Genomic DNA, 23,791 nt, shown 5'->3' on the forward strand with positions numbered 1-23,791 from the left:
GTCCTACGCGATGGACGATCCACGCGACGGACGGGAGGCCGGGATGCCCGAGACGACGCCGAGTCCGCGGACAGCGAGCCGGGCGGCGCCGGCCCCGACGCCGCTGGCCGAGGTGACGGCCGAGCTGGCCCGCCTCGACGATCCGAGGATCCGCGCGGTCAACGAGAGGCACGGCGACGATCACGGCGTGAACCTCACCGAGCTGCGCGCCCTGGCGAAGAGGCTCCGTAAGCAGCAGGAACTCGCATGCGCCCTCTGGGAGACGGGCGACGCCGCGGCGAGGCTGCTGGCGCTGCTGATCTGCCGCCCGAAGGCGTTCGGGCGTGACGAGCTGGACGTCATGCTGCGCGAGGCGCGCACCCCCAAGGTGCAGGACTGGCTCGTGAACTACGTGGTGAAGAAGAGCCCGCACCCGGAGGAGCTGCGGCTGGCCTGGCGGGCCGATCCGGATCCGGCGGTCGCGAGTGCGGGCTGGGCGCTGACCACCGAACGCGTGGCGAAGAAACCCGAGGGCCTCGACCTCGCCGGGCTGCTCGACACCGTAGAGGCGGAGATGAAGGACGCCCCGGACCGGTTGCAGTGGGCGATGAACCACTGCCTGGCCCAGATCGGGATCGAGCACGCCGAGCACCGCGCCCGCGCGATCGCGATCGGCGAGCGCCTGGAAGTGCTGAAGGACTACCCGACGCCCCCGGGCTGCACGTCCCCGTTCGCGCCCACGTGGATCACCGAGATGGTGCGGCGGCGGGGCTAGGGCACGTCGGGAATCCCCGGACGGGGAGAGTCCGGACCGATCCGGGGACCGGACGTGCCGCGGCGGCGGACCGTTCGTGAACTGTCACGGAAGGGAACGCGAACTGGTCCGCCGCCGGGTCTGTCCGACCTGCCCTTCCCTCAACAGGGAGGCAGGTCCGTCTTGTTGGTCCAGCCTCGTGAGCCGAGACGCGCCTCCGGCGGCGGAGGCGCCGCCGGACCCGAGGGCTGCGGAAGCCCTGAGACCGGACGTCCTCGCGCCGGAAGCCCTCGTGCTGCGGAGCCCCGGACCGAAGTTGCTCGTGCTGGACCGTGCTGGACAAGTCGTCGAATCCTATGCGCCGTCGCCTTCAGGCCGACGACCGGCGGGAGGAGTCGTCTGTGCGCGACCGGTGGAGGCTGCTCGCGCATCGCAGAGTGCGTCGCCGCTGTGGATAAAGAGGTGCACGTGTGAATTCAGCGGACAAGTGTCTCAGTTGCACCGAAAATCACACTTGCATACGCTACCGGAGATGAGCCTCCGCGCAAGCCGCGGAGCGACGAAGCCGAGCACCAGGCGGCAGTGACGGTACGGGACCTCCGACGGAACGGTTCCCCCCGGCCCGTTCGCAGCGGAACCTCTCCCACCGGCTCCCCACCGCTCTCGCCGGCCCGCCCGTCTCCGCCGGCCTCCCACGAGCCCGGGGCGGCATACCCAGGCGGCCTCCTCAACGGGACCATACTGAGCGCCCGTACCTCCCGCCGCGTCCCCCATGAGTGAGGCCAGCCCATGACCGACCGGATGTCCGCCGGCAGCATCGACGGTTCGCTGATCAGGCGCGGTGACGCCGAGTACGAGCGGGCCCGCGCGGATGCCGTCTGGAACGGGCTCAAGCCCGGCCGCTTCCCCGCGGAGATCGTGGTCGCCGCCACGGAGGACGACGTCCCCCGGGCGCTCGCCCGCGCCCGCGCGCAGGACCTGCGGGTCTCCGTCCGGTCGGGCGGCCACAACTGGTCCGGCACCCAACTCCGCGACGACGCCCTGCTGTTGGACCTCTCACGGCTCAACCGGTGCGTCGTCGATCCCGGTTCGGGAACGGCCCACGTCGGACCGGCGGTCACGGGCCGTGTCCTCGCCTCCGCGCTGGAACCGCACGGACTCGCCCTCCCCTTCGGCCACTGCTCGACGGTCGCGCTGGGCGGGTTCCTGCTCAGCGGCGGACTTGGCTGGAACTCCCGTGCCTGGGGGCCCGCTTGCTCGTACGTCGAGGAGGTCGAGGCGGTCACCGCGGACGGCAGCCGCGTCGTCTGCAACGAGAGGGAGAATCCGGATCTGTTCTGGGCCGCCCGCGGCGCCGGACCGGGCTTCTTCGCCGTCGCCACCCGCTTCCGCCTGCGCTTCCGTCCGCATCCGGGCGCGATCGTCACGACGTCGTTCACCTTTCCGCTGCCGGAGACGGAGCGCGTGGCCGCCTGGGCCGTGCCCACCGCACGGGCTCTGCCGCCGTCCGTGGAGACCTCGTTCGTGCTGTCGGCCCGCGAGCCGGCGGCCGCCACCCCGTCCGGCCCCGCCCCCGGGCTGACGCTGACGTCGACAGTCTTCGCCCGATCCGCGCAGGAGGGCGCTGACGTGCTGGCGCCCGTGACCGGCTGCCCGTTCGCCGACCGGGCGGTCACGCACCGGCCGCCGGAGCCGACGTCGTACGTCGCGCTGCACCAGGGCGCCGACGGCAAGTGGCCGGGAGAGCAGCGGTACGCGGTCGACACGCTGTGGTCCCCGGAGCCGTACGAGACCCAACTCGCCCGCGCCGCACGGGCGATCGCCGAAGCGCCCTCAGGCGACTCGCTCGTGCTGGTGCCCTTCGAACCGGTCGGTCCCGGCCCGCAGGGCGGCGGAGACGCCATGGCCTTCTCGCCGCTGGGCGAGTCCTATCTGGCCGCCTTCGCGATCTGGGACGACCCGGCGCAGGACGAGGCCTGCACCCGCTGGCTGCGGCGTTCCATGGACGCCTTCGACCCGCGGGGGACCGGCAGCCACTACATCGCCGAGGCCGATCTCGCGGCGGGCACGTCCCGTTCGCGCCGCTCGTACGCGCCCGCCGGCTGGGAGCGGCTCAAGCGCCTCAAGGCCCACTGGGACCCGGCGAACCTGTTCCACTCCTACCTGGTGCCGTGACGCGGCCGTGCGGTGACCGCGTCGCCGCCACCGCACGGGCCGCGTCACTCCCGCGCCGCGGCGTTGATCTCCGGGCTGTGGAGCACCCGCTCCCCGCCGCCGCTCCCGCCGTCGCCGTCCGCGCGCCGGGCGACGGCGAGCATCGCCCGGCCGAGGTCCTCCGTCGTCGTCACCTGCTTCGGGACGAGCCGCCGCAGCACCGGGTAGAGCCAGGAGAGGGCCGCGTACAGCCGCCGGTAGCCCGGCGTCCTCGACGTCTCGCCGTTCACGGGGTGGATGTAGCCCGGCCGGAACATGTAGGCGCGGAGGGGCATCGCCAGCACCGCGTTCTCGGTACGGCCCTTCACCCGTGCCCACATCACCCTGCCGTTCCCGGTGCTGTCGGTGCCCGCGCCCGAGACGTAGACGAAGACCGGCCGCCGCTGCCCGTCGCCACCCCTGTTCCCGTCCCCGCCGCCGGTAAGGGCACGTGCCGCGGCGAGGGTCCAGTCGTAGGTGATCCGCCGGTACTCCTCCTCGCTCCGGCCCGCCGCCGAGACGCCCAGGCAGAAGAAGCACGCGTCGGCGTCCGCGAACTCGCCCGCGAGCGGCGAGAGATCGGAGAAGTCGGTGTGCACCGCCTCCCGCAACCGGGGGTGCCGCATCTCCAGGGGTGTCCGTACGACGCAGAGGACGTCGGTCACCGCCTCGTCCTTCAGGCACTCGCGCAGGACGCCCTGGCCGATCATGCCGGAGGCGCCGAACAGGACGATCCTCACAGCAGTTTCTCCAGGGTCAGCGGCAGGTCGCGGAGGCGTCTGCCCGTCGCGTGGTGCAGGGCGTTCGCGACCGCTCCGGCCACACCGGTGATGCCGACCTCGCCGACGCCGACGATGCCCAGCGGCATGGTCGGGTCGGGGTCGTCGAGCCAGCTGACGTCGATGCGCGGGACGTCGGCGTGCACCGGGACGTGGTACTCCGACAGGCTCGGGTTCATGATCCGCCCCGTTCGCGGGTCGAGCAGCGTCTGCTCCGTGAGCGCCTGGCCGATGCCCATGACGATGCCGCCGCGCAGCTGGCTCGCCGCCGTCTTGGCGTTGACCACCCGGCCGACGTCGAAGACGGCCACCCAGCGCGTGACGCGCGCTTCGCCCGTGTCGGCGTCGACGCGCACCTCGCAGAAGTGCGCCCCGCACGCCGCCTTCATCCAGCGCCGCTGCTCCCGCAGGTACTTCGCGGTGAACCTGACCTGCCCGACCCGCTTGCCGACCCGCGTCTCCGAACCGACGACCGCCTCAGCGTGGTCCCGGCCCGTCCTGGCGAGGAGCTGCGCGTACGACTCGCCCTCACGCGGCGTCCCGATCGACTTCTTCAGCTTCTCGCAGGCCTCCAGCAGGCTGCTCGCCACGCTGGCCGTCTGCGCCGATCCTCCGGCGCCCGGCCCGGTGGGCAGGCCCGAGTCGCCGTACTCGACGGTCACGGCCTCGAAGGGCACGCCGAGCGCGTCGGCGGCGATCTGCGACTGGGCGGTGGCGGTGCCCATGCCCATCTCGTGGAAGGCGCAGCGCACGAGGGCCCGTCCGCGGGCGTCCAGCCGTACGGTCACGTTGGCCGGCAGCTGCCAGGCCGGGTGGTACGCCGCCGCCGTTCCCCAGCCGACGAGCGAACTCCCCTCGCGCATGGACCGCGGCTCGAAGCTCCGCGCGGGCCAGCCGAAGAGCGAGGCGCCGTTCGCGAAGCACTCCGTCAACTGCCGGTGCGCGAACGGCTTTCCGTCGATGGGGTTGCTGGACGGCTCGTTGCGCAGGCGCAGTTCGACGGGGTCGAGCCCCAGTTCGTAGGCGAGTTCGTCGACGGCCGCCTCCATCGCGAACGATCCGATCGACTCCCCGGGGGCGCGCATGTTCGTCGTGCTGAGCGTGTCCAGACCGAGCGTGTACTGCCGATGGCGGATGTGCTCCGCGCCGTACATGTGCCGTGCGACGGACGTGATCTGCTCGGGCGCCCCGCCGACCTTGCCCATCGGGGCCGTGCTGGTGTGGATCAGCGCGGTCAAGCCTCCGTCCCGTTCCGCGCCGATGGCCACGCGCTGCACCGACGGCTGCCGCCCCCCGACGGACCGGTAGACACCCTCGCGGGTGAGCGCCGCCCGTACCGGACGTCCGGTCACGCGCGCGGCCAGAGCGGTGAGGATCGTGCCGGGCCACACCATCGACTTGCCGCCGAACCCGCCGCCCACGAACGGAGCGAGGACGCGCACGTCGCCGACGGGGACGTCGAACTTCGTTGCGAGCTGCGAACGGAGCCAGTGGATGTTCTGCGTCCCGTCGTGCACCGTCAGCCGGCCGCCGTCCCACACGGCCGTGGTGGCGTGCGGTTCGAGGGCGTTGTGATGGTGGCGGGGCGTGGTGAAGCGCAGGTCCACGGAGACCGGTGCGGCGGCGAGGGCCGCGTCGGCGTCGCCCTTCGTGCCGGACGCGTGCTGGATGACGCTGTTCCTCTGCGGTACGGCGTGGCGCTCCTCGGCGGCGAAGTCAGCGCTGTGAGGCAGGACTTCGTACGTCACCGCGACCGACTCGGCGGCGTGCGCGGCGGTTTCGGGATCCTCTGCCACGACGACGGCGACGGGCTGGCCGTTCCAGTGCACTTCGGGCGTGTTGAGGTAGTCGACGGACGTCGCCGTCGCCATGCTCTCCATGCTGCGGATGGGGTTCGGCTTCGGCGACGGCTTCATCCGGGGCGCGTCGAGATGGGTGATCACCGCGATCACGCCGGGAAGGGCGGACGCGGCCGCCGTGTCGATCGCGGTGATGCGGCCCCGCGTGACGGTGGCGTACGTGAACGCCGCCCACGCCAGGTCCTCGTAGGGGAACTCGGCCGCGTAGCGGGCCCTGCCGGTGACCTTCGCGGGCGCGTCGACCCGGTCGACGGCCCGGCCCACGGCGGCCGGGGCGGGCTCCGCCGGTACGCCGGCCGAGCGGGTGCCTGCGGGACCCGGATGCGTCCCGGGTTCCGCGTGCGTTCCAGGACTGTGCGGGCTGCTCATGCTCCGCTCCCCTCGTCGGCGAGCCGGCGCAGGACGGCCACGACGGTGCGGCGCCCCAGCTCGATCTTGAACTCGTTTCCGGCGCGGGCGCCCTGCCCGTCCGCGTCCGCCGCACGGCGGCTGTCCGGCATTCCGGTCGGGGCGGACCGGCCCTCCGCGGCGGCGAACTCCGCGTCCGCCGCACGGCGGAAGGACTCCTCGACGGCGGGAGCGCCCCTCAGCAGCGCCTCGGCCTCGTGCGCCCGCCACGGCTTCGCCCCGACTCCGCCGAGAGCGAGCCGCACGTCCGCGACGGCGCCGTCCCGTACCTCCAGCGCCGCCGCGACCGACACCAGCGCGAAGGCGTACGAGGCCCGGTCGCGGACCTTCCGGTAGCGCGAGCGCGCCGCGAGCGGCAGCGGCGGCAGCTCGACCGCCGTGATCAGCTCGTCCCCGTCCAGCGCGGTCTCGATGTGCGGGGTGCCGCCCGGGAGCCGGTGCAGCTCCCCGAACGGCACCCGCCGCGTCCCGCGGACGCTCCGCACCTCGACGACCGCGTCGAGCGCGGCGAGCGCCACGCACATGTCGGACGGGTGCGCCGCGATGCACTCCCCGCTCGTGCCCAGCACCGCAGCCGAGCGGCTGAAGCCCTCCATCGCGTCGCAACCTGCGCCGGGCTCACGCTTGTTGCAGCGCGAGGCCGTGTCGTAGAAGTACGGGCAGCGGGTGCGCTGCAGCAGATTCCCGCCGACCGTGGCCATGTTCCGCAGCTGTCCCGAAGCCCCGTTGAGCACGGCCTGGGCGAGCACGGGACAGCGGCTGCGGACCAACGGGTCAGCGGCGAGGCGGGAGTTGCGTACGAGGGCGCCGATGCGCAGGCCGCCGTCCGGCAGCTCCTCGATCCCGGTGAGCGGGAGCCTGCTGATGTCGACGACCGTACGGGGACGTTCGACGCCCTCGCGCATCAGGTCGACGAGGTTGGTGCCGCCCCCGAGGAATCTCGCTCCCGGGTGCTCCGCGACGGCCTCGACGGCGGACTCCACGTCGCGGGCGCTGACATAGGCGAAGGGCCTCACGGTCCGGCCACCTCCCGGACGGCGTCGACGATCCCGTTGTACGCGCCGCAGCGGCACAGGTTGCCGCTCATGCGCTCGCGGATCTCGTCGTCCGTCAACTCGGCTCCGTCGCCGTCGAGTTCCTCTGTCACGGCGCTCGGCGCCCCGGCCTTGTGCTCGGCGAGCATGCCGATCGCCGAGCAGATCTGGCCGGGCGTGCAGTAGCCGCACTGGAAGCCGTCGTGCTCGGTGAAGGCCGCCTGCAGCGGATGGTCGACGCCTTCGATGGTGGTGATCTCGCGTCCGTCGTACTGGACGGCGAGGGCGAGGCAGGAGCAGATGCGCTCCCCGTCCGCCAGCACGGTGCAGGCACCGCACGCGCCCTGGTCGCAGCCCTTCTTCGTCCCCGTCATCCCGAGCCGCTCGCGCAGTGCGTCGAGCAGGCTGACCTGGGGTTCTACGTCGATCTCGCGGGCGGTTCCGTTGACCCGCAGGCGCACTTCAACCATGGCGTCCTCCTGTGTGGCGCAGTGGAAGGACAGTAACAGAACAGCGTTCTTTTATTAAAGAAACAGTGGTCTTTTACAGGGCTCGTATGCTGGCAGCGTCATGACAGGTGCGGGATTCGTCCGGGCCCGGCGGCCGGAGCAGAAGGAGCAGCGGCGCGAGGCGATCCTCGCGGCCGCGCGGGAGCTCGGCGCGGAGTCCGGCGTGCGCGACGTGACGCTGGGAGGCGTCGCGCAGGCCGTCGGCCTGGCGAAATCCAACGTCGTGCGCTACTTCGGCACCCGTGAGGAGATCTTCCTGGAGCTCGCGGCCGCGGGCTGGCAGGAATGGGAGCTCGCCGTGGAGGCCCGCCTCCGTGCGGAGGCGGGCGAGGAGACGGGAACGGAGTCCGGCGCGGACGGCCGTCGCACACGCACCGTCTCCGCCCTCGCCGAGACGCTCGACGAGCGCCCCTTCTTCTGCGACCTCCTCAGCCACACAGCCACCACGCTGGAGCACAACATCTCCCTGGAGGCGGCGCGCAGCTTCAAGTACGCGGTGCACGGCGTCGTCCTGCGGCTCGGCGCGCTCGTCTCCGCCGCCTGCCCTGAGCTCTCCGAGGGCGAGGGCTCGGAACTGGTGCAGGCCGCGGCCGCCCTCGCCGGCACCCTCTATCCGGTGGCCTCGCCGTCACCCGTCCTGACCGAGCTGTACGAGGCGGACCCCGAACTCGCCGCCGCCTGCCCCCGGATGCTCCCCACCCTGCGCCGCGCCGTCTCGGCCCTCGCCGTCGGCCTCCCGGCCCTCCGCGACTCCGGCATCTGAGCGCACCCGCCGTCCCGCCCCGGCTCACCCTGCCGGGCGCCCCGCCCCGCCGTACGCTCGGAAAGCACCGTCCCGGCGCGGCTGCTACGACCTCTACGGGGATTGGCGGTGACGGCATGCCCGAACTGCCGGACGTCGAAGGCTTCCGGAAGGTGCTCGACTCCTGCGCCCGCGGACGGCGCATCGCTCGCGTGGAGGTGCACGACGCGGGCGTCCTGCGCGGCGTGAGCACCCGGCGTCTCCGCCGCGACCTGGAGGGCCGCACCTTCGCGGAGCCCGAGCGGCACGGCAAGTGGCTCCTCGCCCGAACCGACGGTCCCACCGTGCTCCTCCACTTCGGCATGACGGGCGGCCTGCTCTGCTGCGCCCCGGAGGACGAACTCGCCCCGCACGACCGGGTCACCTTCACGCTCGTCGGCGGCAGGCAGCTCCGCTACCGGGACCAGCGCAAGCTCAAGGGCCTCTGGCTGGCCGACGAGGCGGCCGTCGCCCGCACCCTGGAGGCCCAGGGCCCCGACGCCGCTTCGGTCGGCCGCGAGGAGTTCGACGAGGCGCTGGCCCGCAGGCGCGGGACCGTCAAGTCCGGCCTCACCGACCAGTCCGTGCTCGCCGGCATCGGCAACCTCCTCGCCGATGAGATCCTCTGGCGCTCCCGCCTCCACCCGGCCCGCCCCGCACGCGACCTCACCGACGGCGAACGGCGGCGCCTCCACACGGAGATGCGCCGCGTCCTCCGCTCCTCGATGAAGGCCGACCGCGTACCGCCACGCCCTTCATGGCTGACCGGCCACCGCGACGACGCCGACCCGCGGTGCCCGCGCTGCGGCACGCCGCTCCAGCGGGACCGCGTCGCGGGCCGTGGCACCGTCTGGTGCCCGCACTGCCAGCCGGCACCCTCCTGACGGCACGGCCCCGCAGTCCGGCGAAAGGCACAAAACCGCAGGTAAAAGGCGCTTTCCTCGCTCCGCACTGGCTGACTCGGTCCGCCTGGTCCAAACTGCCGTAAAAGGGACGAAAGGTGTGTCCGTGTCCGGCGGAGGGACAGCTCATGACTGGAAACAAGGCCGTTGCCTACATAGAACCCGGCGTCGTCGAGATCGAGAACCTCGACTACCCCGACCTGCGGCTGCACGACGGCCCCGGGGTGGACCCCGCCAACGTCGGCCGCGACTGCCGGCACGGTGTGATCGTCAAGGTGCTCGCGAGCAACATCTGCGGCAGCGACCAGCACATGGTCCGTGGACGCACCACCGCCCCCTCGGGCCTCGTGCTCGGCCACGAGATCACCGGCGAGGTGGTCGAGACGGGGCCGGACGTCGAGTACATCCACCAGGGCGACATCGTCTCCGTCCCCTTCAACATCGCCTGCGGCCGCTGCCGCAACTGCAAGGAACGCAAGACCGGCATCTGCCTCAACGTCAACCCGGCCCGCCCCGGCTCCGCCTACGGCTACGTCGACATGGGCGGCTGGGCCGGCGGCCAGGCCGAGTACGTGATGGTCCCGTACGCGGACTTCAACCTGCTCCGCTTCCGCGACCGCGACCAGGCGCTGGACAAGCTCCTCGACCTGACGATGCTGTCGGACATCTTCCCCACCGGCTACCACGGCTGCGTATCGGCGGGCGTCGGCGTCGGCAGCAGCGTCTACATCGCGGGCGCCGGACCGGTCGGACTCGCGGCCGCGGCGGCGGCCCAGCTCCTGGGCGCGGCGGTCGTCATCGTCGGCGACCTCAACGAGGAGCGCCTCGCCCAGGCGCGCAGCTTCGGCTGCGAGACCGTCGACCTCACGAAGGGCTCCCCCGAGGACCAGATCGATCAGATCCTCGGCGAACCCGAGGTGGACGCGGCAGTGGACGCCGTCGGATTCGAGGCGAAGGGCCACGGCAAGAACGCCGACGAAGCCCCCGCCACGGTTCTCAACACCGTCATGACGGTGGCCAGGGCGGGCGCCTCCCTCGGCATCCCCGGCCTCTACGTCACGGAGGACCCGGGCGGCATCGACAGCGACGCCCAGTCGGGCTCGCTCAAGCTGCGCCTCGGTCTGGGCTGGGCCAAGAGCCACAGCTTCACCACGGGCCAGTGCCCCGTCATGAAGTACCACCGCGAACTGGCGATGGCGATCCTCCACGACCGCGTTCAGATCGCCAAGGCGGTCAACGCCCAGGTCATCTCCCTCGACGAGGCCCCTCGCGGCTACGAGGAGTTCGACAAGGGCGCCAGCCGCAAGTACGTCCTCAACCCCCACGGCGCGCTGGACCGCTTCAAGAAGGCCGCCTGACGGGCCTGGGATCCATCGCCGAACACACAGACGGGCAGCTCAAGAACCGGGTGTCAGCCGGTTTTTGAGCTGCCGTCGTGGTCTCTCGCAGTGCCGGTCAGATGAGGCCGTTCCCGCCTCCGCCGGAGGCGTCACCGGAGCCGTTCACGTTCCCGTCGTTGTCGATGCCGCAGATGTTCTGCTGCGCGCGCGAGTCGGCGACGGAGAGGAGGGGGCCGTTGACGGTGATGAGCCCGCCGACCTCCGACGTCGTGGTGTCGCCGTTGGTCTGGTTACAGGTCACTGTGGTGGCCGGGGGCTGTCCTCCGTCACCTTGGGCGGAGGCGACGCCGGCACCGAGCATGCTGACGCTTCCGACCATGGTCGCCACAAGAGCAGCTTTGCGAAGCTTGGGCATTCCATCTCCACTTCCATGAGGATGTCACGCGACCGGTAATTGGTCGCATATTGACGGTGGCAAACGATATTCCTGGTAATCGACTATTAAGCCGTGCAACACGCCGTTCTGTTCTGATCCGCAGCACGCCGCTATCGGGCCGGCCGATGGCTGTGGCTGAGTGACAGAACGGAACACCTCAGGGACCGGGCCTGGAGGCCCGGTCCCTGAGGTGTTCTGACGAGGTGGTTCTCAGGCGAGCACGGCTGCGCCGGTCGCGTCCCCGCCCTCGGCGGTGCCGGCGGTGTTGGTGTTGTCCTCGATGCCGATGCCGCAGTTGTTCTGCTGCGCGCGGGCGTCAGCGTTTCCGGAGCCGCCGGTGAGATCGGTGAGTGCGGGGGCGTCGACGTCGCCGCTCTCGACTGTGTCGCCGTTCGTCTGAGAGCAGGCGACGGTCGGGAGCTCCACCGGGGGCTCCGAGCCGCCGGCAGCCGCGACACCGGCACCGAGCATGCCGACGCTGCCGACCATGGCGGCCACTACGGCAGCTTCGCGAAGCTTGCGCATTTGATCTCCACTTCCCTGAGGCTTGACACGGTCAGTGATGGACCGCTTTGAGACAATGAGAAACGGTATTGCACGGAATCATGCTTTCCATCTGCAACACGCCGTTTCATCCCGGATCAATGTTTATTCAGCGAGCGGTGACCGCCGTGACGGTCTTTCGGGCCACGCATCAGGGACCGGGCCCGCGGGCCCGGTCCCTGAGATGTTCCGACGAGGCCGAAATCAGGCGCCGAGGAGGCCTTCAGCCGTTCCGCCGGTGGCGTCGCCGGCGGTGTTGGTGTTGTTCTCGATGTCGATGCCGCAGTTGTTCTGCTGCGCGCGGGCGTCGGCGTTGCCGGCGCCGGGGGTGAGCGCAGTGAGGAGGGGGGCGTCGAGGTCGCCCTCCGTGATGGTGTCGCCGTTCGTCTGGTTGCAGGCGATGACCGGGGGCTGTGATCCGCCGGCGGATGCGACGCCGGCACCGATCATGGTGACGCTGCCGACTACGGCGGCGAGTACGGCAGCTTCGCGAAGCTTGCGCATGTGATCTCCACTTTCGTGAGGGCTCGACGCGACCAGTAGGTGATCGCATATAGCAGGGACACGATATTTACCGTGTTGCGGCTTTTCGGCAGCAACACGCTGCTTCCCTGAGATAGAGCACCTTGGTCGGATTGTCGGGTGCTGCTTTTGACCGGCTTTGTGTAGCGGCTCGGACATGTTTCAGGGACCGGGCCTGAGGCCCGGTCCCTGAGGTGTTCCGACGAGGTGGTTATTAGGCGAGGACGCCGGCGCCGGTCGCGTCGCCACCCTCGGCGTCACCGGCGGTGTTGGTGTTCCCCTCGATGCCGATGCCGCAGTTGTTCTGCTGCGCGCGGGCATCGGCATTGCCGGCGCCACCGGTCAGTGCGCCGAGGGCGGGGGCGTCGAGGTCGCCCTGCGTGATGGTGTCGCCGTTGGTCTGGTTGCAGGCGATGATGGGGGGCTGTGATCCGCCGGCGGATGCGACGCCGGCGCCGAGCATGGTGACGCTGCCGACCACGGCGGCGAGTACGGCAGCTTCGCGAAGCTTGCGCATTGTGATCTCCACTTTCGTGAGGGCTCGACGCGACCAGTAGGTGATCGCATATAGCAGGGACACGATATTTGCCGTGTTGCGGCTTTTCAGTAGCAACACGCTGTCTTGATGCTAGAGATCCGCATAGTCGGGATTGCCGGGTGCGATTCCGTCGGCTTCGCGTCTCGGCTCGGGCATGCTTCAGGGACCGGGCCTGGAGGCCCGGTCCCTGAGGTGTTCCGACGAGATCGTCGTCAGCCGCCGAGGACGCCGGCGCCGGTCGCGTCGCCGCCAGTGGCGTCACCGGCGGTGTTGGTGTTGTTCTCGATGCCGATGCCGCAGTTGTTCTGCTGCGCACGGGAGTCGGCGTTGCCGCTGCCGGGGGTGAGCGCAGTGAGGGCGGGGGCGTCGACGTCGCCCGACGTGATGGTGTCGCCGTTCGTCTGGGTGCAGGCCACGATCGTGGGCGGCTCCCAGCCACCGGCGGTTGCGACGCCGGCACCGAGCATGCTGACGCTGCCGACCATGGCGGCGAGTACGGCAGCTCCGCGAAGCTTGCGCATGTGATCTCCACTTTCTGAGGGCTTGGATGCGATCAGTGACCGACCGCGTGTACGCAGTTACACACGGTATTGGAGGAGTTGCGCATTTCACCTCCAACACGCCGTCGTCACTGACCGAGGGGCAGGCGGACGTCACAGGTCGCGAGCAGGGCGCTCCTTCGCACTCGGTCCGGGGTGCCCCGGTTCCGGTGTCGACGGGGAGTTGCGACAGGCGGGTCAGCGGCATGGGGGTCGGGCGGGCGTCGCAGGCGTCCGGAAGGGCCACCGTCCGGACGCCGTGCGTTCCGGAGCCGGACTACTTCCGCCCCGAGTGCGGTGCGTGAGCGCGGGGATCCAATCGACGGCGTACTGCGTCTGCTCCTGCGGCATTTCGGCCTGCGCCGGCTTGGTGCGGGCTGTGGAACTTGCAGTGCACCGCGGCACGCTCACGCCATGAACTGCCAGCGGTTCGACGCCTGTCCACGGCCGGTCGGCGGCCTGGCCAGGAGGCGACGGGTGATCGCAGCGGCCATCCAAGTGTTGAGATCGCTGACGGGCGCGCGATGTTCGAGCAGAGAGCCGGCCTCGCGAGGTCAGTGGACGTGAGTCCGCGCTCGTCCGGTCCTGGCTATTGACGCCGGTCCGGTCGATCGCTTGCCCTGAATGAGACCGGGCGGGCATTCACTTACCGGCGGCGGGGCCGTACCACTGCATGGCTTGGCCGGTGACGGCGGCGATGCAGTCGAAGTCGTGATCGCGGTGCAGGAGGGTCAGGCCCTGGAGCTCCGCGGTGGCGGCAACGACGAGGTCCACCGCTCCCGCGCTGCGGTGCTGACCGCGCTGGGTCAGCAGTTCCTGGACTTCCCACGCGCGGCCGTAGGCGCGGTCGTCGACGGGCGCCCAGCCGAAGAGCAGTCGCATGTCCTCGATGCCACGCGCTCGGTCCGCGGCAGACCGGGCGCTGTAGAAGAACTCCAGCTCGGTCACGGGACAGGTTGCGATGAGGCCGGCCGTGGCAGCCTGGTCCCATCCGTACTGGTCGGCGTCGGTACGGAGAAAGCGGGCGAGCGCACTGGTGTCGATCAGGAACTGCGCCGCGCTCACCGCCGGTAGTCCCTCTTGTCTTCGAACAGGTCCAGATCGAAGTCGCCCTCGTCCGCTGAAGCCCGCAGTCGCGTGAGGGCGAGTGCTCGGCGGCGGTTCTCGAGCACCTCACGCAGAGCGGTGTTGACCGTCTCCTTCTTGCTGCCGGTGCCCAGGGCCTGAGCCACGTCGGCCAAGAGCTCGTCATCCAGGTCGATCACTGTTCGACTCATACTCGCACCTCCTTGGATATCAATTATGGCAGCAAGTATATCTCGATGGATGTCGGGCGAGCTGATCAAACGCGGGATCCGAGGAGCCGATGAGCGTCCGGCCGTCCTGATGCAGATCCGGCGGGCCTGCGACCGGGTCGATTCCCGGGTTGCCCAGTTCCCGGCCCGGCGACGCCCGGGCCGGTGGATTGCCCGGAACCTCTACAAGTGATCGGCAGTGGTCCCGTCTCGGTGAACTGTGCGAAATCCAAGCCGGGCCCTCTCCGCCCCTGCTGCCGGAGCAGACCGCCGAAGGAGACCTACGACCAGCGGGTGAGATACCGGTTGTGCAACCCGAGCATCTGCGCGATCGCCGGGTCGCCGTGCTCGCGATACGGCCGTTCGCTATGACGCGGCCCAGAGGATGCGGCGCTTCGCCCTTGGTGGCCGTTCTGTTCTCCGTCGTTGTCGCGCCGGCCGCTTTCATCTTGCAGACACGCACCGGAACGAGAGCGGCCGGGGCCGCTCTCGTGGCAGGTTGAGCGTTCGCCAGTGCGGTGCTCCTGAATCCTGCCGATCACTGCGGCATCGCTGTTCGAGAAGCACCAACGACGAAGGCCCCGACCGCAGTTGGGTCGGGGCCTTCGTGACAGCCCGGTGGGGCTGGGCGGAGGATACGAGATTCGAACTCGTGAGGGGTCGCCCCCAACGCGCTTTCCAAATGTTCGTCCTGGGATCCGGGGGAGAGCGGGGTCGTTCTGAACTGGACTCCGCGGGTGGGGTACGCGGCGCATGGACACCCTTGTACGGAGGTGAATGCAACCAGCGCTGCAACCACGGAGTTGGAGCCATCGGATGCGAGCAGCGGTTCCCTCTCGACCGGCTACAGCCGGAGCACCCTCGCCTCCGGTGCTCTAGCAGGTACGAGGCGCCGCCACAGCAGCGCGGCGACATAGACGGTTGCGGTGCCGATCTCCAGGTGTCGTCAAGGTGGAGCGGAGGGGCAAATTCAGCGCCGGGTCGTTGGTGAGGATCTGCTGGTGCAGAAGCCTGAGTTCCGAACCGGCGGCGATTCCGAGCTCACCCCGCAGCCGTTCGCTGACCTGCCGGAACGCGTCGAGTGCTTCGGCCTGGCGGCCCTGCCGGTAGAGCGCCAGCATCAGCTGTGCCCAGAAGTGCTCCCGCCACGGGCACGTGCGCAGCGCGTCGCGGAGTTCGACGACGATCTCGCGATGCGCCCCGCGTTTCAGATCGAGGTCGATGCGCTGCTCCAGCGCGCTGTAGCGGCGTTCGGCGAGCCCCGGGACGAAATCGCGGTGCAGGGCGTCCGAGGGCACGTTCGACAGTGCGGGCCCGCGCCACAGGCCCAGCGCCTCGCGCAGCAGTGCGCTTTCCCGTCGGTGGTCCCCGTGGGCAGCCATGCGCTGGGCCATTGTCAGTGTGCTGCGAAAACGCAGCAGGTCCAGCTGGGAGTCGTCCACGGTCATGAGATAGCCGCCCGGAAGGGTACGGATCGGCTCCAGCCGCTCGTCGGAGGATGGGCACAGTGCCCGGCGCAATCTCATGACATAGGAGCGCAGCGTTGTGTGGGCGCCTCGGGGTGGATTTTCGTCCCATAGATCTGCGGCCAATTCATCCATGGAAACCGTTTGATTGGCACGCAGCAGCATCGACGCCAGCAGGATTCGTAATTTCGCCGCCGGTAAGGGCACTTCCCTCTCTCCGTGCAGCACACGCAACGGCCCAAGTAAGTGGTAGCTCAGACTGCTTTCCTGCGTCACCATATCGCGTCCCATCTACGATCCCCTGTGCCGCTGTGAGGCGCGGGGGGAATAGGCGGCGGAGCGAATTCATGCTGCCAGGTGCTGACGCCACCGTCCAGCCACGGGGAGGCCACAGTGGCCTGAGATTCTTCATACGCACGCAATCCGCGTTCGACGCAAGTCGCTTTCCGGGCATTCTGTAGCCGCAACGACTGTGTGGCCGAGAGTCGTCGCAGGTGTCCTCAGGAACCTCACGCAGAAAACCAAAGGAGTGGGCGTGTACGACTCATCCATGTTGGTCACGGAGATCTCTGGCTGGTTGTCAAGGCCTGCCGACGAGGTGGACCGGCAGTTCACAGGATCGGAACGTGACAGGATAAGGGCGGCAATTGGTGATCTGAACGAAAATGCCTTGTCCGGAGACCCTGAGAGCTTTTATCACCAACAGCTCCTATTGTCCCGTATATACCACCTGATCATGCGCATTCCGGACGCGGAGACAGCAGAGGGCTCGAACGCGGTCCATGAGGTGACCCGGCTTCTGGAGCAGGCGACGCTGCTCGGCGAGGACCGGCAGCTGGACGCCACGCTCCTGGAGGACCTGCCCGCCGAACCCGGTGAGTTCCTTTCCTGGCTCAAGGGACAGGCCAGGCAGCACCGCGTTTTCAAGCACCCGTACTACACGGACTTCATCCGCAACCACGCCACCGCGGCGGACCTGCGCACGTACATGATCCAGGAGTCCGTGGTCGACGGTCGGTTCGACGACCTGCTGGCTCTGATGCAGGTGGGCACCAGCGGTGCCGCGAAGATGGAGATCGCGTCCAACTATTGGGACGAGATGGGGAATGGAAAGCCCGAAGAGGTCCACACCACTCTCTTCAACCAGATATTCGACGTGTTCAACGTGTCCGAGACGGAGATGGAGGAGTCGCTGACCGCCACCGCACTCCTGAGCGGAAATCTCGCAGTGCTCCTCAGCCGGTACCGGCACCGGTATCCCGAGGCCGTCGGTTTCCTGGGCATGACGGAATGGCTGGTGCCAGACCGCTTCGTGCAGGTGGTGAGTGCGTGGGAACGACTCGGTCTGCCGGACGTGGGAATCGTCTACCACCGTCTGCACATCACCATCGACTCCCAGCACGCCGCGGGCTGGTTCCACAACATTGTGAAACCAGCAGCGCCGTCGGAGTACATGCGACTGGGAATCGCCCGCGGGGCGTTGTGGCGGCTCAATTCCTCCGCGCGCTATCTGGACGAACGGCTGGCCGAGGTGGCCGGTGAGAATGTGGGGGACCGCGGCGCCGCGGAGACCGATGCACTCGTCACCGGCTGACGTGGCACGGAGCCGGCCGACGGACCCGGGCATGCACCCGATACCCGGACCCGGAATACCTAGTGGAACAAGCTTCGCGGAATGAAAGGCGAGTCGTATGCCACTGTCCGACCAGCGTTTCTCGGTCATCGACATACCGGCGGTTGAGCCGAATGTGCTGGACAGCTATGACAACTGCCCGGTAGACGAGTACATGGGCAACGGTACCCGGTACAAACGGTTCTCGCAGTACCGCATGAGCTTCACGGAGAGTGCCGGTTGGGGTTTTGAACTCCTGCCGCACCGGGACTACACCACGTTCAAGAAGTTCAATAACGTCGCCGGTGGTGTCCGCCGGGGATATCTGCCGATCGAGGTGGATTTCACGCCGCTCATCCGGTCCGGGGCCGAGGGGTTCCCCCTGGACACCACGGAAGATTGGCAGATCAATGTCCATCAGAACCGCACCCGGGCCACCGGTGAGAAGCCCGGCCCGCTGACGCCGGAGGGCGTGCATCACGACGGGCACGAATTCGTCATGATCGCCGTCCTGCGGCGCAACAACGTCGCGGGCGGTCTGACCCGGTTGTGGAAGCCCGGCGCGGAGGAGCCGTTCTGGGACGGCACCCTGGAGGCCGGTCAGGCTGTGCTGCTGGACGACCGGGCGCTCGCACACGACGTCACCGACGTGCTCTCCGCCGACGGCGGTCCCGGGCACCGCGACATCCTCATCGTCGCCTTCTCCCGCTGGAGCGAGAGGTGGTACGGCGACCAGCACGACGAGGCGGCCCTGAACGACGCGCCGGAGCCGTCGGCGATGTAGGGACGCGGTCTGGGTCCGGACCGCTGGGGGCCGCACACCGTACGAGCATCTCTCGTCGGTGTACGGCCCCCGAGCGGTCAGGCGACAGCCGGCCGGGCACCGCCACGACTCCCGGAAGCAGGTGACACATGTACGACTTCGTGAAGTACCAAGCACTGGGCAACGACTACTTGGTCATCGATCCGCAGCGGATCGACCTGCTGGGGCTGCCGTCCACCGCGCAGGCCGCCCGCCTGCTGTGCGACCGGCACTTCGGCGTCGGTGCTGACGGGATCCTGCTGGGACCGGTCGGTGCAGTACGAGACGGCGAGCCGGTCGTCCTGCACGCCTTCAACTCCGACGGCAGCGTCTGTGGCAGGAGTGCCAACGGACTGCGAATATTCGCCCTCTACCTGTCCCAGTACCACCAGGGAGCGCGGGACGTCCTCATCCGTACGCTCGCGGGCGACACCGCGGTGCGGATCGAGGACCTCGACGAGGGCATCGCCCGGGTGGAGATGGGCCGCCCCACCTTCGAGGCGGCTGACATTCCGGCGCAGGACCTGCCCGGCCCCGTCGTGACCCGGCCGCTGGACGTGGCAGGTCGACAGCTCCAGGTGACCTGTCTGAACAACGGCAACCCGCACACCGTCGTCCCGCTCCCCGAGGTGTCCGCCGCGCTGGCACATGAGTTGGGGCCGCTGATCGCGGGCCATCCGGCCTTCCCCGAGCGGACCAACGTGCAGTTCATGCGCGTGCTCGACCGCGAGACGGTGGAGATCGAGATCTGGGAGCGCGGCGCGGGCTACGCCCTGGCCTCCGGCAGCAGCGCCTGCGCCGCGGCCAGCGCCGCTCATGCCCTGGGCCTGGTGGACCACGCGGTACGGGTGCGGATGCCCGGCGGTGTCTTCGAGACGACCATCGACGCGCAGGGCGCGGTCACCCTGTCCGGCGCCTCGGAGCAGGTCGCGGCCGGATTCCTGGCGCCGCGACTCCGCGCCCATCTCGGACTGCCCGCCGTACCGGACGCGCCCGCAACAGGCACGCCCGCACCGCACACGGACACCAGCAGGCCGACCGCCCGAGCCTCGGCGGCGCGGGGGACTGCCGCATGACGCCCCTCGACGCCGGCATCGCCGCGAAGTCGGTCTACTCCATCGCCCGTTGGACGTTCGTCGACGCCGCCGGGCGCTACGACGTCGACCTCGGCAACAGCTACGTACCGAGCCGCAGACTGTCCGACCTGACCGTCCCCGCGGACCTCAAGCTCGACTACGGCACCGACCGGGGCACAACGGAACTGCGCGACCGGATCGCCGGACTGTACGGCGGCCGGCCGGAGTCGGTCACTGTCACGCACGGCGCGCAGGAGGCGCTGTTCCTGCTGTTCGACGTGCTGCTGCGGCCCGGCGACCAGGTGATCGCATTCAACCCCGGATGGCAGCCGCTGCTGGACCTGCCGCCCCGGCTCGGCGCGAGCGTGACGGTCCTGCCGTACGGACCGGATCTGTCCGTGGACGCCGCCGCCGTGACTGCGGCGGCCGGTGAGAACCTGCGGCTGATCGCGCTGAACTCGCCCTGCAACCCCACCGGCCTCCGGGTCGAGGAGGAGGAACTGCGGGCGCTGGTGGCGCTGGTGGCGGAGCGGGACGCCTATCTGCTGGTCGACGAGGAGTACGCGATCGATCTGTCGCGCTCCCCGGCCGTGGGTCAGGACCGGGTCATCTCGGTCTCCGGACTGTCCAAGACCTACGGCCTGCCGGGGCTGCGCACCGGCTGGGTGTACGGCTCGCCGCAGGTGGCGGAAGCCTGCGCGGAGCGCAAGTTCCTCACCTCGATCGCCAACTCCGTGCTGTGCGAGGCCCTGGCCTGCTCGGCGCTGGACCGGCACGAGAACTACGCGCGGGAGTACCACCGGCTGTGCGCCCCGGGCCTGCGGCTCGTCGAGAAGTGGGCGGCCCGCCACCCGGATGCCGTCCGGCTGGTGCCGCCGCAGGGCACGCCCTTTGCCTGGATACAACTGCGTACCGGTGAGACCTCCTTGGCGCTGTGCCGCCGGGCGCTGGAGGCCGGCCTGTTGCTGACCCCCGGGGAGACCATGGGCTCGGACGAAGGCTTCCGGCTCGGCTTCGCCCGCGACGTCGACACGGTGACCGAGGGCCTGCGGCGGCTGGACACCGTACTGCTGCCGGACGGGCCGTCCGGCGGTTGAGGGCTTACCGGCCTTCCTCAGTGTCGCGCCGGTTGCGCGGTCCCCTCTCCCTTCTCCTCCTCGGCCGGCTGGGGTACGGCTTCGGCCCCGGTCCCGGCTCCGGCCTTGGCCTCAGCCACCGGACGTGACGGCGCGGTGCGGGTCAGCAGTACGCCACTGACGATCAGTACCGCGCCCACCACGGTGTTCCAGCCCAGCGACTCGTTCAGGAAGAACACCCCGACGATCGCCGCCCACAACGGGGTCAGATACGCAACCGTGGAGGCGACCGTCGAGCCGACGGCGCGGATCACCGACAAGTTCCACATGTACGCGAGCCCGGTGCCCACGGCGCCGAGCACCACCATGGCGGCCATCGGCCCCGTCCCGCCCCAATGTGGTGCGCCGCTCAACAGTGGTGCGGCAACGGCAAGTTCGAGGGTCGCCCAGCTGACCTGAATGGCGGTCAGGGCGATCACGGGGATGTCTCCGCCGGACAGGAAACGGCGGGTGTAGGTGTAACCCAGCCCGTACGAGGCGGTGGCGACCAGGCAGATCACACTCCCCTTCATCAGCGAGGACTGCCCGCCCGACCACACGCCGAGCACCACCAGGGCGCCGACCAGGCCGGTGGCGATGCCGAGCAGCCGCCGCAGGGTCGGCTTCTCGTCCGGCAACATGATCACTACCCAGATCAGGGTGAACAGGGGAATGGTGGAGTTCCACACCCCGGCCGTGACGGAGTCGATGTACTGCTCGCCCCAGGCGAACAGGGTGAAGGGGAAGGCATTGAGCACCGTCCCCACCACCAGGGCGTGCCCCCACACCCGCAGGTCACGCGGCACTCCCAGCCGCCGCACCAGTACCAGGCCCCACAGCACCAGTGCTCCGAAGAAGCATCGCCAGAAGGCGACCCAACCCGGTTCGATGCCGGCTTCGACACCGATCTTGATGAGCGCGAACCCGGACCCCCAGATCATCGAGCAGGTGACGAACTGAGGTACCCACGACTTGGCCGGTACAGCGGATAAAGCTGTTACGGAGCTTGCCACTTCGAGTCCTTTCGATTTGCCGTGCGTTTCTTGTCGCGCGTTTCACGAGGGGGGCCTGTGCCCCTCGATTACGTCTCCGCGCTGCGTCCGACCGCTGCGGAGGCGAAGGCGCGCACCAGGGGATGGGGACGGGAGGTGTCGTCGGCCAGTTCGGGCTGGAACAAGGTGGACAGGAAGAACCGGTGCCCCGGCAGTTCGGCGATGCGGGGGTGGCCGTCGTCGTCGTGGCCGGTGAAGCGCAACCCGTGGTCGCGCAGGGTGCCGGCGTACCGGGGGTCCAGTCCGTGCGTGCACTGGTAGCGCTCCACGGTCGTACGCGCGCCGAGCGCTTCCTCGGCCAGTGAGCCGGGCTCGATGTGGACAGTCCCCTCATGGCCCACGAGGTCGCGCGACAGCGGCACGATCAGCCGAAGCGGGCTGCCGGGGGAGTTCTCGGCGTGGGCGGCACCGTCCAGCGCGCAGACGTGGCGGGCGAATTCCAGGAGGACGTGCAGGAAGCCGCCGCAGGTCGCCAGCAGGGGGATGTCCCGCTCGCGCGCCGTGCGCACAGCGCTCACCGCGCCGGCCTCGCTCCGGTACGGGCTGCCCGGCACCAGCCAGATGCCGTCGAAGCCGGCCAGGTCCCGAGGGCCGTCGAGCTGCGCGGTTGACACCCAGTAGGCGTCCACCAGCAGCCGTTCGCGGCGCCACAGCGCCTCCAGCATCGGCGCGTAGCGGGTGTGCGCGGGCACACCCGCCGACCGCTCGCCGACGAGCGCGATCCGGGCGGGCCGGGTGCGCGAAAGGTCCAGGTCGGCCTGGGGGCGTGGTGCGACGGTGGTGGGCACGCCGGAATCATCCAGCGGCCATGACAAAAGGACAAACGATAGCTTCTGATTTCTCGATAAGTGATGCTGATCCGGTGGACCCGCGCCTGCTCAAGACCTTCTCGGCCGTCATCACTCACGGCTCCTTCTCCGACGCCGCCCGGGAGTTGGGCTATACGCAGTCCGCGGTGTCCCAGCAGATTGCCTCGCTGGAGGGGGAGTTGGGCGTCGAGTTGGTCTGTCGGCGGCCGGTGGGCCCGACGGAGGCCGGTGCCCGGCTGATGGACCACGTGGCATCGATCCTCCTGCGCATCAACGCCGCGCGTGCGGAAGTCCAGAGGGTGAAGGGCGGAACCACCGGGCGGCTGAACGTCGGCATCTGTCCACTGGCGGCCACCGCACACGCACTGCGGATCATCGGTGAGGTGGCCCGGCGTGCCGGTGCGCACGAGCTGACGGTACGTACGCTGCCTCGCCAGGCGGTCGCCGAGGACGTCGCCACCGGCAAACTGGACCTCGGCCTGGTCGACGGCTTCGCCCTGCCCGAGGATCCCCTGCGCCCGCCCCGGGGGGCCGGGCTGCGCGGCGTACCAGTCTGCCGGGAGCCGGTGGTGGTGGCCCTTCCGCCCCACCACCCCCTGGCACACCGCACGGATCTACGGCTGGCGGACCTGATCGACGCCCGGTGGATCGACGCACCGGGCGTGAGCGCCCCCCTGGCGGACCTGTGCGCCGTGGTCGGAGACAGCCCCCATCTGCGGGTGGCCCTGCGGTACGACGGCCACGACGTGCGTACGTACACCGAGCTGCTCGCCGGAGGACAGGGCCTGGGTCTCCTCCCACGCTTCGCGCTCGCCGGGCGGCAGGACCTGGTCGGCATCCCACTGACACAGCCGGAGCTGTCCCACCGCGTCGAGGCCCTGCGCGTCACGGGCGGCCCACCGGTGGTGGACGACCTGGTCGCATCGCTCACCGAACCCGTCGAACCCGTCGGCACCGAGACCCAGCCGCGAAGCTGAAGGAGGTTGGGAAAAGACGAAGAGCAACCACGCACGACGAAGGCCCCGGCCGGTTTCCCGGTCGGGGCCTTCGTGACAGCCCGGTGAGGCTGGGCGGAGGATACGAGATTCGAACTCGTGAGGGGTTGCCCCCAACACGCTTTCCAAGCGTGCGCCCTAGGCCACTAGGCGAATCCTCCGCCGCAGACTCTACAAGACGTTCAGGCGTGCTCGCGAACTCGATCCCCGGTACGCACATCGGGTAGTGTTGGGCGCAGCCCCTCACGTGGCGCTATCTCTCTGAACTCCCCCAGGGCCGGAAGGCAGCAAGGGTAGGAGGGCTCTGGCGGGTGCGTGAGGGGCGTTCGCGTTCCAGGGGCTCCTTCAGGGGTGCGCCTGTGCTTCGCGCCAGGCCCCGCCGCGGCTCAAGATCCTTGTGCGGGCTCGCTGTCCGCGCTCGCGCGGGCGGGGAGGCGGGCAGGAAGAGGGCGG

24 protein-coding genes, 1 tRNA gene and 1 other RNA gene are annotated in these 23,791 nt (G+C 69.8%); 11 read left to right on the forward strand and 15 right to left on the reverse strand.

The window, feature by feature from the left end; all coding sequences use genetic code 11:
* Positions 1-43 precede the first annotated feature (43 nt).
* The gene (locus IEY56_RS25650) at positions 44-754 is read left to right on the forward strand and encodes a DNA alkylation repair protein (RefSeq protein ID WP_229712209.1); all 711 of its coding nucleotides are present in this window, start codon (positions 44-46) and stop codon (positions 752-754) included.
* Between the two features lie 768 nt (positions 755-1,522).
* Positions 1,523-2,908 carry an FAD-binding oxidoreductase gene (locus tag IEY56_RS25655; RefSeq protein ID WP_189039650.1) on the forward strand — a complete coding sequence of 462 codons (1,386 nt, stop codon included), beginning with the start codon at positions 1,523-1,525 and terminating at the stop codon, positions 2,906-2,908.
* A gap of 44 nt (positions 2,909-2,952) precedes the next feature.
* On the opposite strand, the gene IEY56_RS25660 is transcribed toward IEY56_RS25655, so the two are convergent.
* From IEY56_RS25660 to IEY56_RS25675, 4 genes are read right to left on the reverse strand one after another with little or no spacing between them, the layout of a single operon-like run.
* On the reverse strand, positions 2,953-3,666 hold the full coding sequence (locus tag IEY56_RS25660) for a Rossmann-fold NAD(P)-binding domain-containing protein (protein ID WP_189039651.1): 714 nt from the start codon (positions 3,664-3,666) through the stop codon (positions 2,953-2,955).
* Positions 3,663-5,933: a xanthine dehydrogenase family protein molybdopterin-binding subunit gene (locus IEY56_RS25665; RefSeq protein ID WP_189039652.1), complete on the reverse strand. Its 2,271-nt coding sequence runs from the start codon at positions 5,931-5,933 to the stop codon at positions 3,663-3,665. Before IEY56_RS25665 ends, IEY56_RS25660 begins: the two co-directional genes overlap by 4 nt.
* On the reverse strand, positions 5,930-6,988 hold the full coding sequence (locus IEY56_RS25670) for an FAD binding domain-containing protein (protein ID WP_189039653.1): 1,059 nt from the start codon (positions 6,986-6,988) through the stop codon (positions 5,930-5,932). The genes IEY56_RS25665 and IEY56_RS25670 overlap by 4 nt, the downstream gene beginning before the upstream one ends.
* The gene (locus IEY56_RS25675; RefSeq protein ID WP_189039654.1) at positions 6,985-7,476 is read right to left on the reverse strand and encodes a (2Fe-2S)-binding protein; all 492 of its coding nucleotides are present in this window, start codon (positions 7,474-7,476) and stop codon (positions 6,985-6,987) included. Before IEY56_RS25675 ends, IEY56_RS25670 begins: the two co-directional genes overlap by 4 nt.
* A 100-nt stretch (positions 7,477-7,576) precedes the next feature.
* Between IEY56_RS25675 and IEY56_RS25680 the strand changes: the two genes are divergently transcribed.
* The 3 genes from IEY56_RS25680 to fdhA all read left to right on the forward strand — a co-directional run bounded on the left by IEY56_RS25680 (position 7,577) and on the right by fdhA (position 10,556).
* A complete protein-coding gene (locus IEY56_RS25680) occupies positions 7,577-8,278 on the forward strand; it encodes a TetR/AcrR family transcriptional regulator (protein ID WP_189039655.1) in 702 nt (233 codons plus the stop codon).
* Between the two features lie 116 nt (positions 8,279-8,394).
* Positions 8,395-9,180, forward strand: a complete 786-nt coding sequence (locus IEY56_RS25685) for an Fpg/Nei family DNA glycosylase (RefSeq protein WP_189039656.1) — start codon at positions 8,395-8,397, stop codon at positions 9,178-9,180.
* 146 nt (positions 9,181-9,326) lie between these two features.
* Complete coding sequence (fdhA, locus tag IEY56_RS25690) at positions 9,327-10,556, forward strand: formaldehyde dehydrogenase, glutathione-independent (RefSeq protein ID WP_189039657.1); 1,230 nt, start codon at positions 9,327-9,329, stop codon at positions 10,554-10,556.
* A gap of 97 nt (positions 10,557-10,653) precedes the next feature.
* Here fdhA and IEY56_RS25695 read toward each other — a convergent pair whose 3' ends face one another.
* The 8 genes from IEY56_RS25695 to IEY56_RS25730 all read right to left on the reverse strand — a co-directional run bounded on the left by IEY56_RS25695 (position 10,654) and on the right by IEY56_RS25730 (position 16,156).
* Positions 10,654-10,953 carry a hypothetical protein gene (locus tag IEY56_RS25695; RefSeq protein WP_189039658.1) on the reverse strand — a complete coding sequence of 100 codons (300 nt, stop codon included), beginning with the start codon at positions 10,951-10,953 and terminating at the stop codon, positions 10,654-10,656.
* A gap of 231 nt (positions 10,954-11,184) precedes the next feature.
* Positions 11,185-11,499: a hypothetical protein gene (locus IEY56_RS25700; protein ID WP_189039659.1), complete on the reverse strand. Its 315-nt coding sequence runs from the start codon at positions 11,497-11,499 to the stop codon at positions 11,185-11,187.
* Between the two features lie 222 nt (positions 11,500-11,721).
* A complete protein-coding gene (locus IEY56_RS25705; protein WP_189039660.1) occupies positions 11,722-12,021 on the reverse strand; it encodes a hypothetical protein in 300 nt (99 codons plus the stop codon).
* 232 nt (positions 12,022-12,253) lie between these two features.
* Positions 12,254-12,556, reverse strand: coding sequence for a hypothetical protein (locus tag IEY56_RS25710; protein WP_189039661.1), 303 nt, complete (start codon positions 12,554-12,556; stop codon positions 12,254-12,256).
* Between the two features lie 233 nt (positions 12,557-12,789).
* Positions 12,790-13,098, reverse strand: a complete 309-nt coding sequence (locus tag IEY56_RS25715; RefSeq protein ID WP_189039662.1) for a hypothetical protein — start codon at positions 13,096-13,098, stop codon at positions 12,790-12,792.
* A 660-nt stretch (positions 13,099-13,758) separates the two neighbouring features.
* On the reverse strand, positions 13,759-14,181 hold the full coding sequence (locus IEY56_RS25720; protein ID WP_189039663.1) for a PIN domain nuclease: 423 nt from the start codon (positions 14,179-14,181) through the stop codon (positions 13,759-13,761).
* Complete coding sequence (locus IEY56_RS25725; protein WP_189039664.1) at positions 14,178-14,393, reverse strand: type II toxin-antitoxin system VapB family antitoxin; 216 nt, start codon at positions 14,391-14,393, stop codon at positions 14,178-14,180. The genes IEY56_RS25720 and IEY56_RS25725 overlap by 4 nt, the downstream gene beginning before the upstream one ends.
* A gap of 893 nt (positions 14,394-15,286) precedes the next feature.
* The gene (locus IEY56_RS25730; RefSeq protein ID WP_189039665.1) at positions 15,287-16,156 is read right to left on the reverse strand and encodes an AfsR/SARP family transcriptional regulator; all 870 of its coding nucleotides are present in this window, start codon (positions 16,154-16,156) and stop codon (positions 15,287-15,289) included.
* A 457-nt stretch (positions 16,157-16,613) separates the two neighbouring features.
* On the opposite strand from IEY56_RS25730, the gene IEY56_RS25735 reads away from it, so the two are divergent.
* The 4 genes from IEY56_RS25735 (at position 16,614) to IEY56_RS25750 (ending at position 20,464) form a co-directional block, all read left to right on the forward strand.
* A complete protein-coding gene (locus IEY56_RS25735; protein WP_229712205.1) occupies positions 16,614-17,471 on the forward strand; it encodes an iron-containing redox enzyme family protein in 858 nt (285 codons plus the stop codon).
* Positions 17,472-17,568: 97 nt separating this feature from the next.
* The gene (locus IEY56_RS25740; RefSeq protein WP_189039666.1) at positions 17,569-18,273 is read left to right on the forward strand and encodes a 2OG-Fe dioxygenase family protein; all 705 of its coding nucleotides are present in this window, start codon (positions 17,569-17,571) and stop codon (positions 18,271-18,273) included.
* Positions 18,274-18,401: 128 nt separating this feature from the next.
* Positions 18,402-19,367, forward strand: coding sequence for a diaminopimelate epimerase (gene dapF, locus IEY56_RS25745; RefSeq protein WP_189039667.1), 966 nt, complete (start codon positions 18,402-18,404; stop codon positions 19,365-19,367).
* Complete coding sequence (locus IEY56_RS25750; RefSeq protein WP_189039668.1) at positions 19,364-20,464, forward strand: pyridoxal phosphate-dependent aminotransferase; 1,101 nt, start codon at positions 19,364-19,366, stop codon at positions 20,462-20,464. Before dapF ends, IEY56_RS25750 begins: the two co-directional genes overlap by 4 nt.
* Before the next feature lie 17 nt (positions 20,465-20,481).
* On the opposite strand, the gene IEY56_RS25755 is transcribed toward IEY56_RS25750, so the two are convergent.
* Together IEY56_RS25755 and IEY56_RS25760 are read right to left on the reverse strand one after the other, a co-directional pair.
* Positions 20,482-21,495 carry a DMT family transporter gene (locus IEY56_RS25755; RefSeq protein ID WP_189039669.1) on the reverse strand — a complete coding sequence of 338 codons (1,014 nt, stop codon included), beginning with the start codon at positions 21,493-21,495 and terminating at the stop codon, positions 20,482-20,484.
* Between the two features lie 68 nt (positions 21,496-21,563).
* Positions 21,564-22,322, reverse strand: coding sequence for a CTP synthase C-terminal region-related (seleno)protein (locus IEY56_RS25760; protein WP_189039670.1), 759 nt, complete (start codon positions 22,320-22,322; stop codon positions 21,564-21,566).
* 74 nt (positions 22,323-22,396) lie between these two features.
* Between IEY56_RS25760 and IEY56_RS25765 the strand changes: the two genes are divergently transcribed.
* A complete protein-coding gene (locus IEY56_RS25765) occupies positions 22,397-23,320 on the forward strand; it encodes a LysR family transcriptional regulator (protein ID WP_189039671.1) in 924 nt (307 codons plus the stop codon).
* A gap of 94 nt (positions 23,321-23,414) precedes the next feature.
* Here IEY56_RS25765 and IEY56_RS25770 read toward each other — a convergent pair.
* A tRNA-Ser gene (locus tag IEY56_RS25770) sits at positions 23,415-23,499 on the reverse strand.
* Positions 23,500-23,572: 73 nt separating this feature from the next.
* Between IEY56_RS25770 and ffs the strand changes: the two genes are divergently transcribed.
* Positions 23,573-23,671, forward strand: an RNA gene (ffs, locus tag IEY56_RS25775) — signal recognition particle sRNA small type.
* Positions 23,672-23,791 lie beyond the last annotated feature (120 nt).

The sequence above is a fragment of the Streptomyces daqingensis genome (assembly GCF_014645895.1).
GTDB classification, from domain to species: Bacteria; Actinomycetota; Actinomycetes; order Streptomycetales; family Streptomycetaceae; genus Streptomyces; species Streptomyces daqingensis.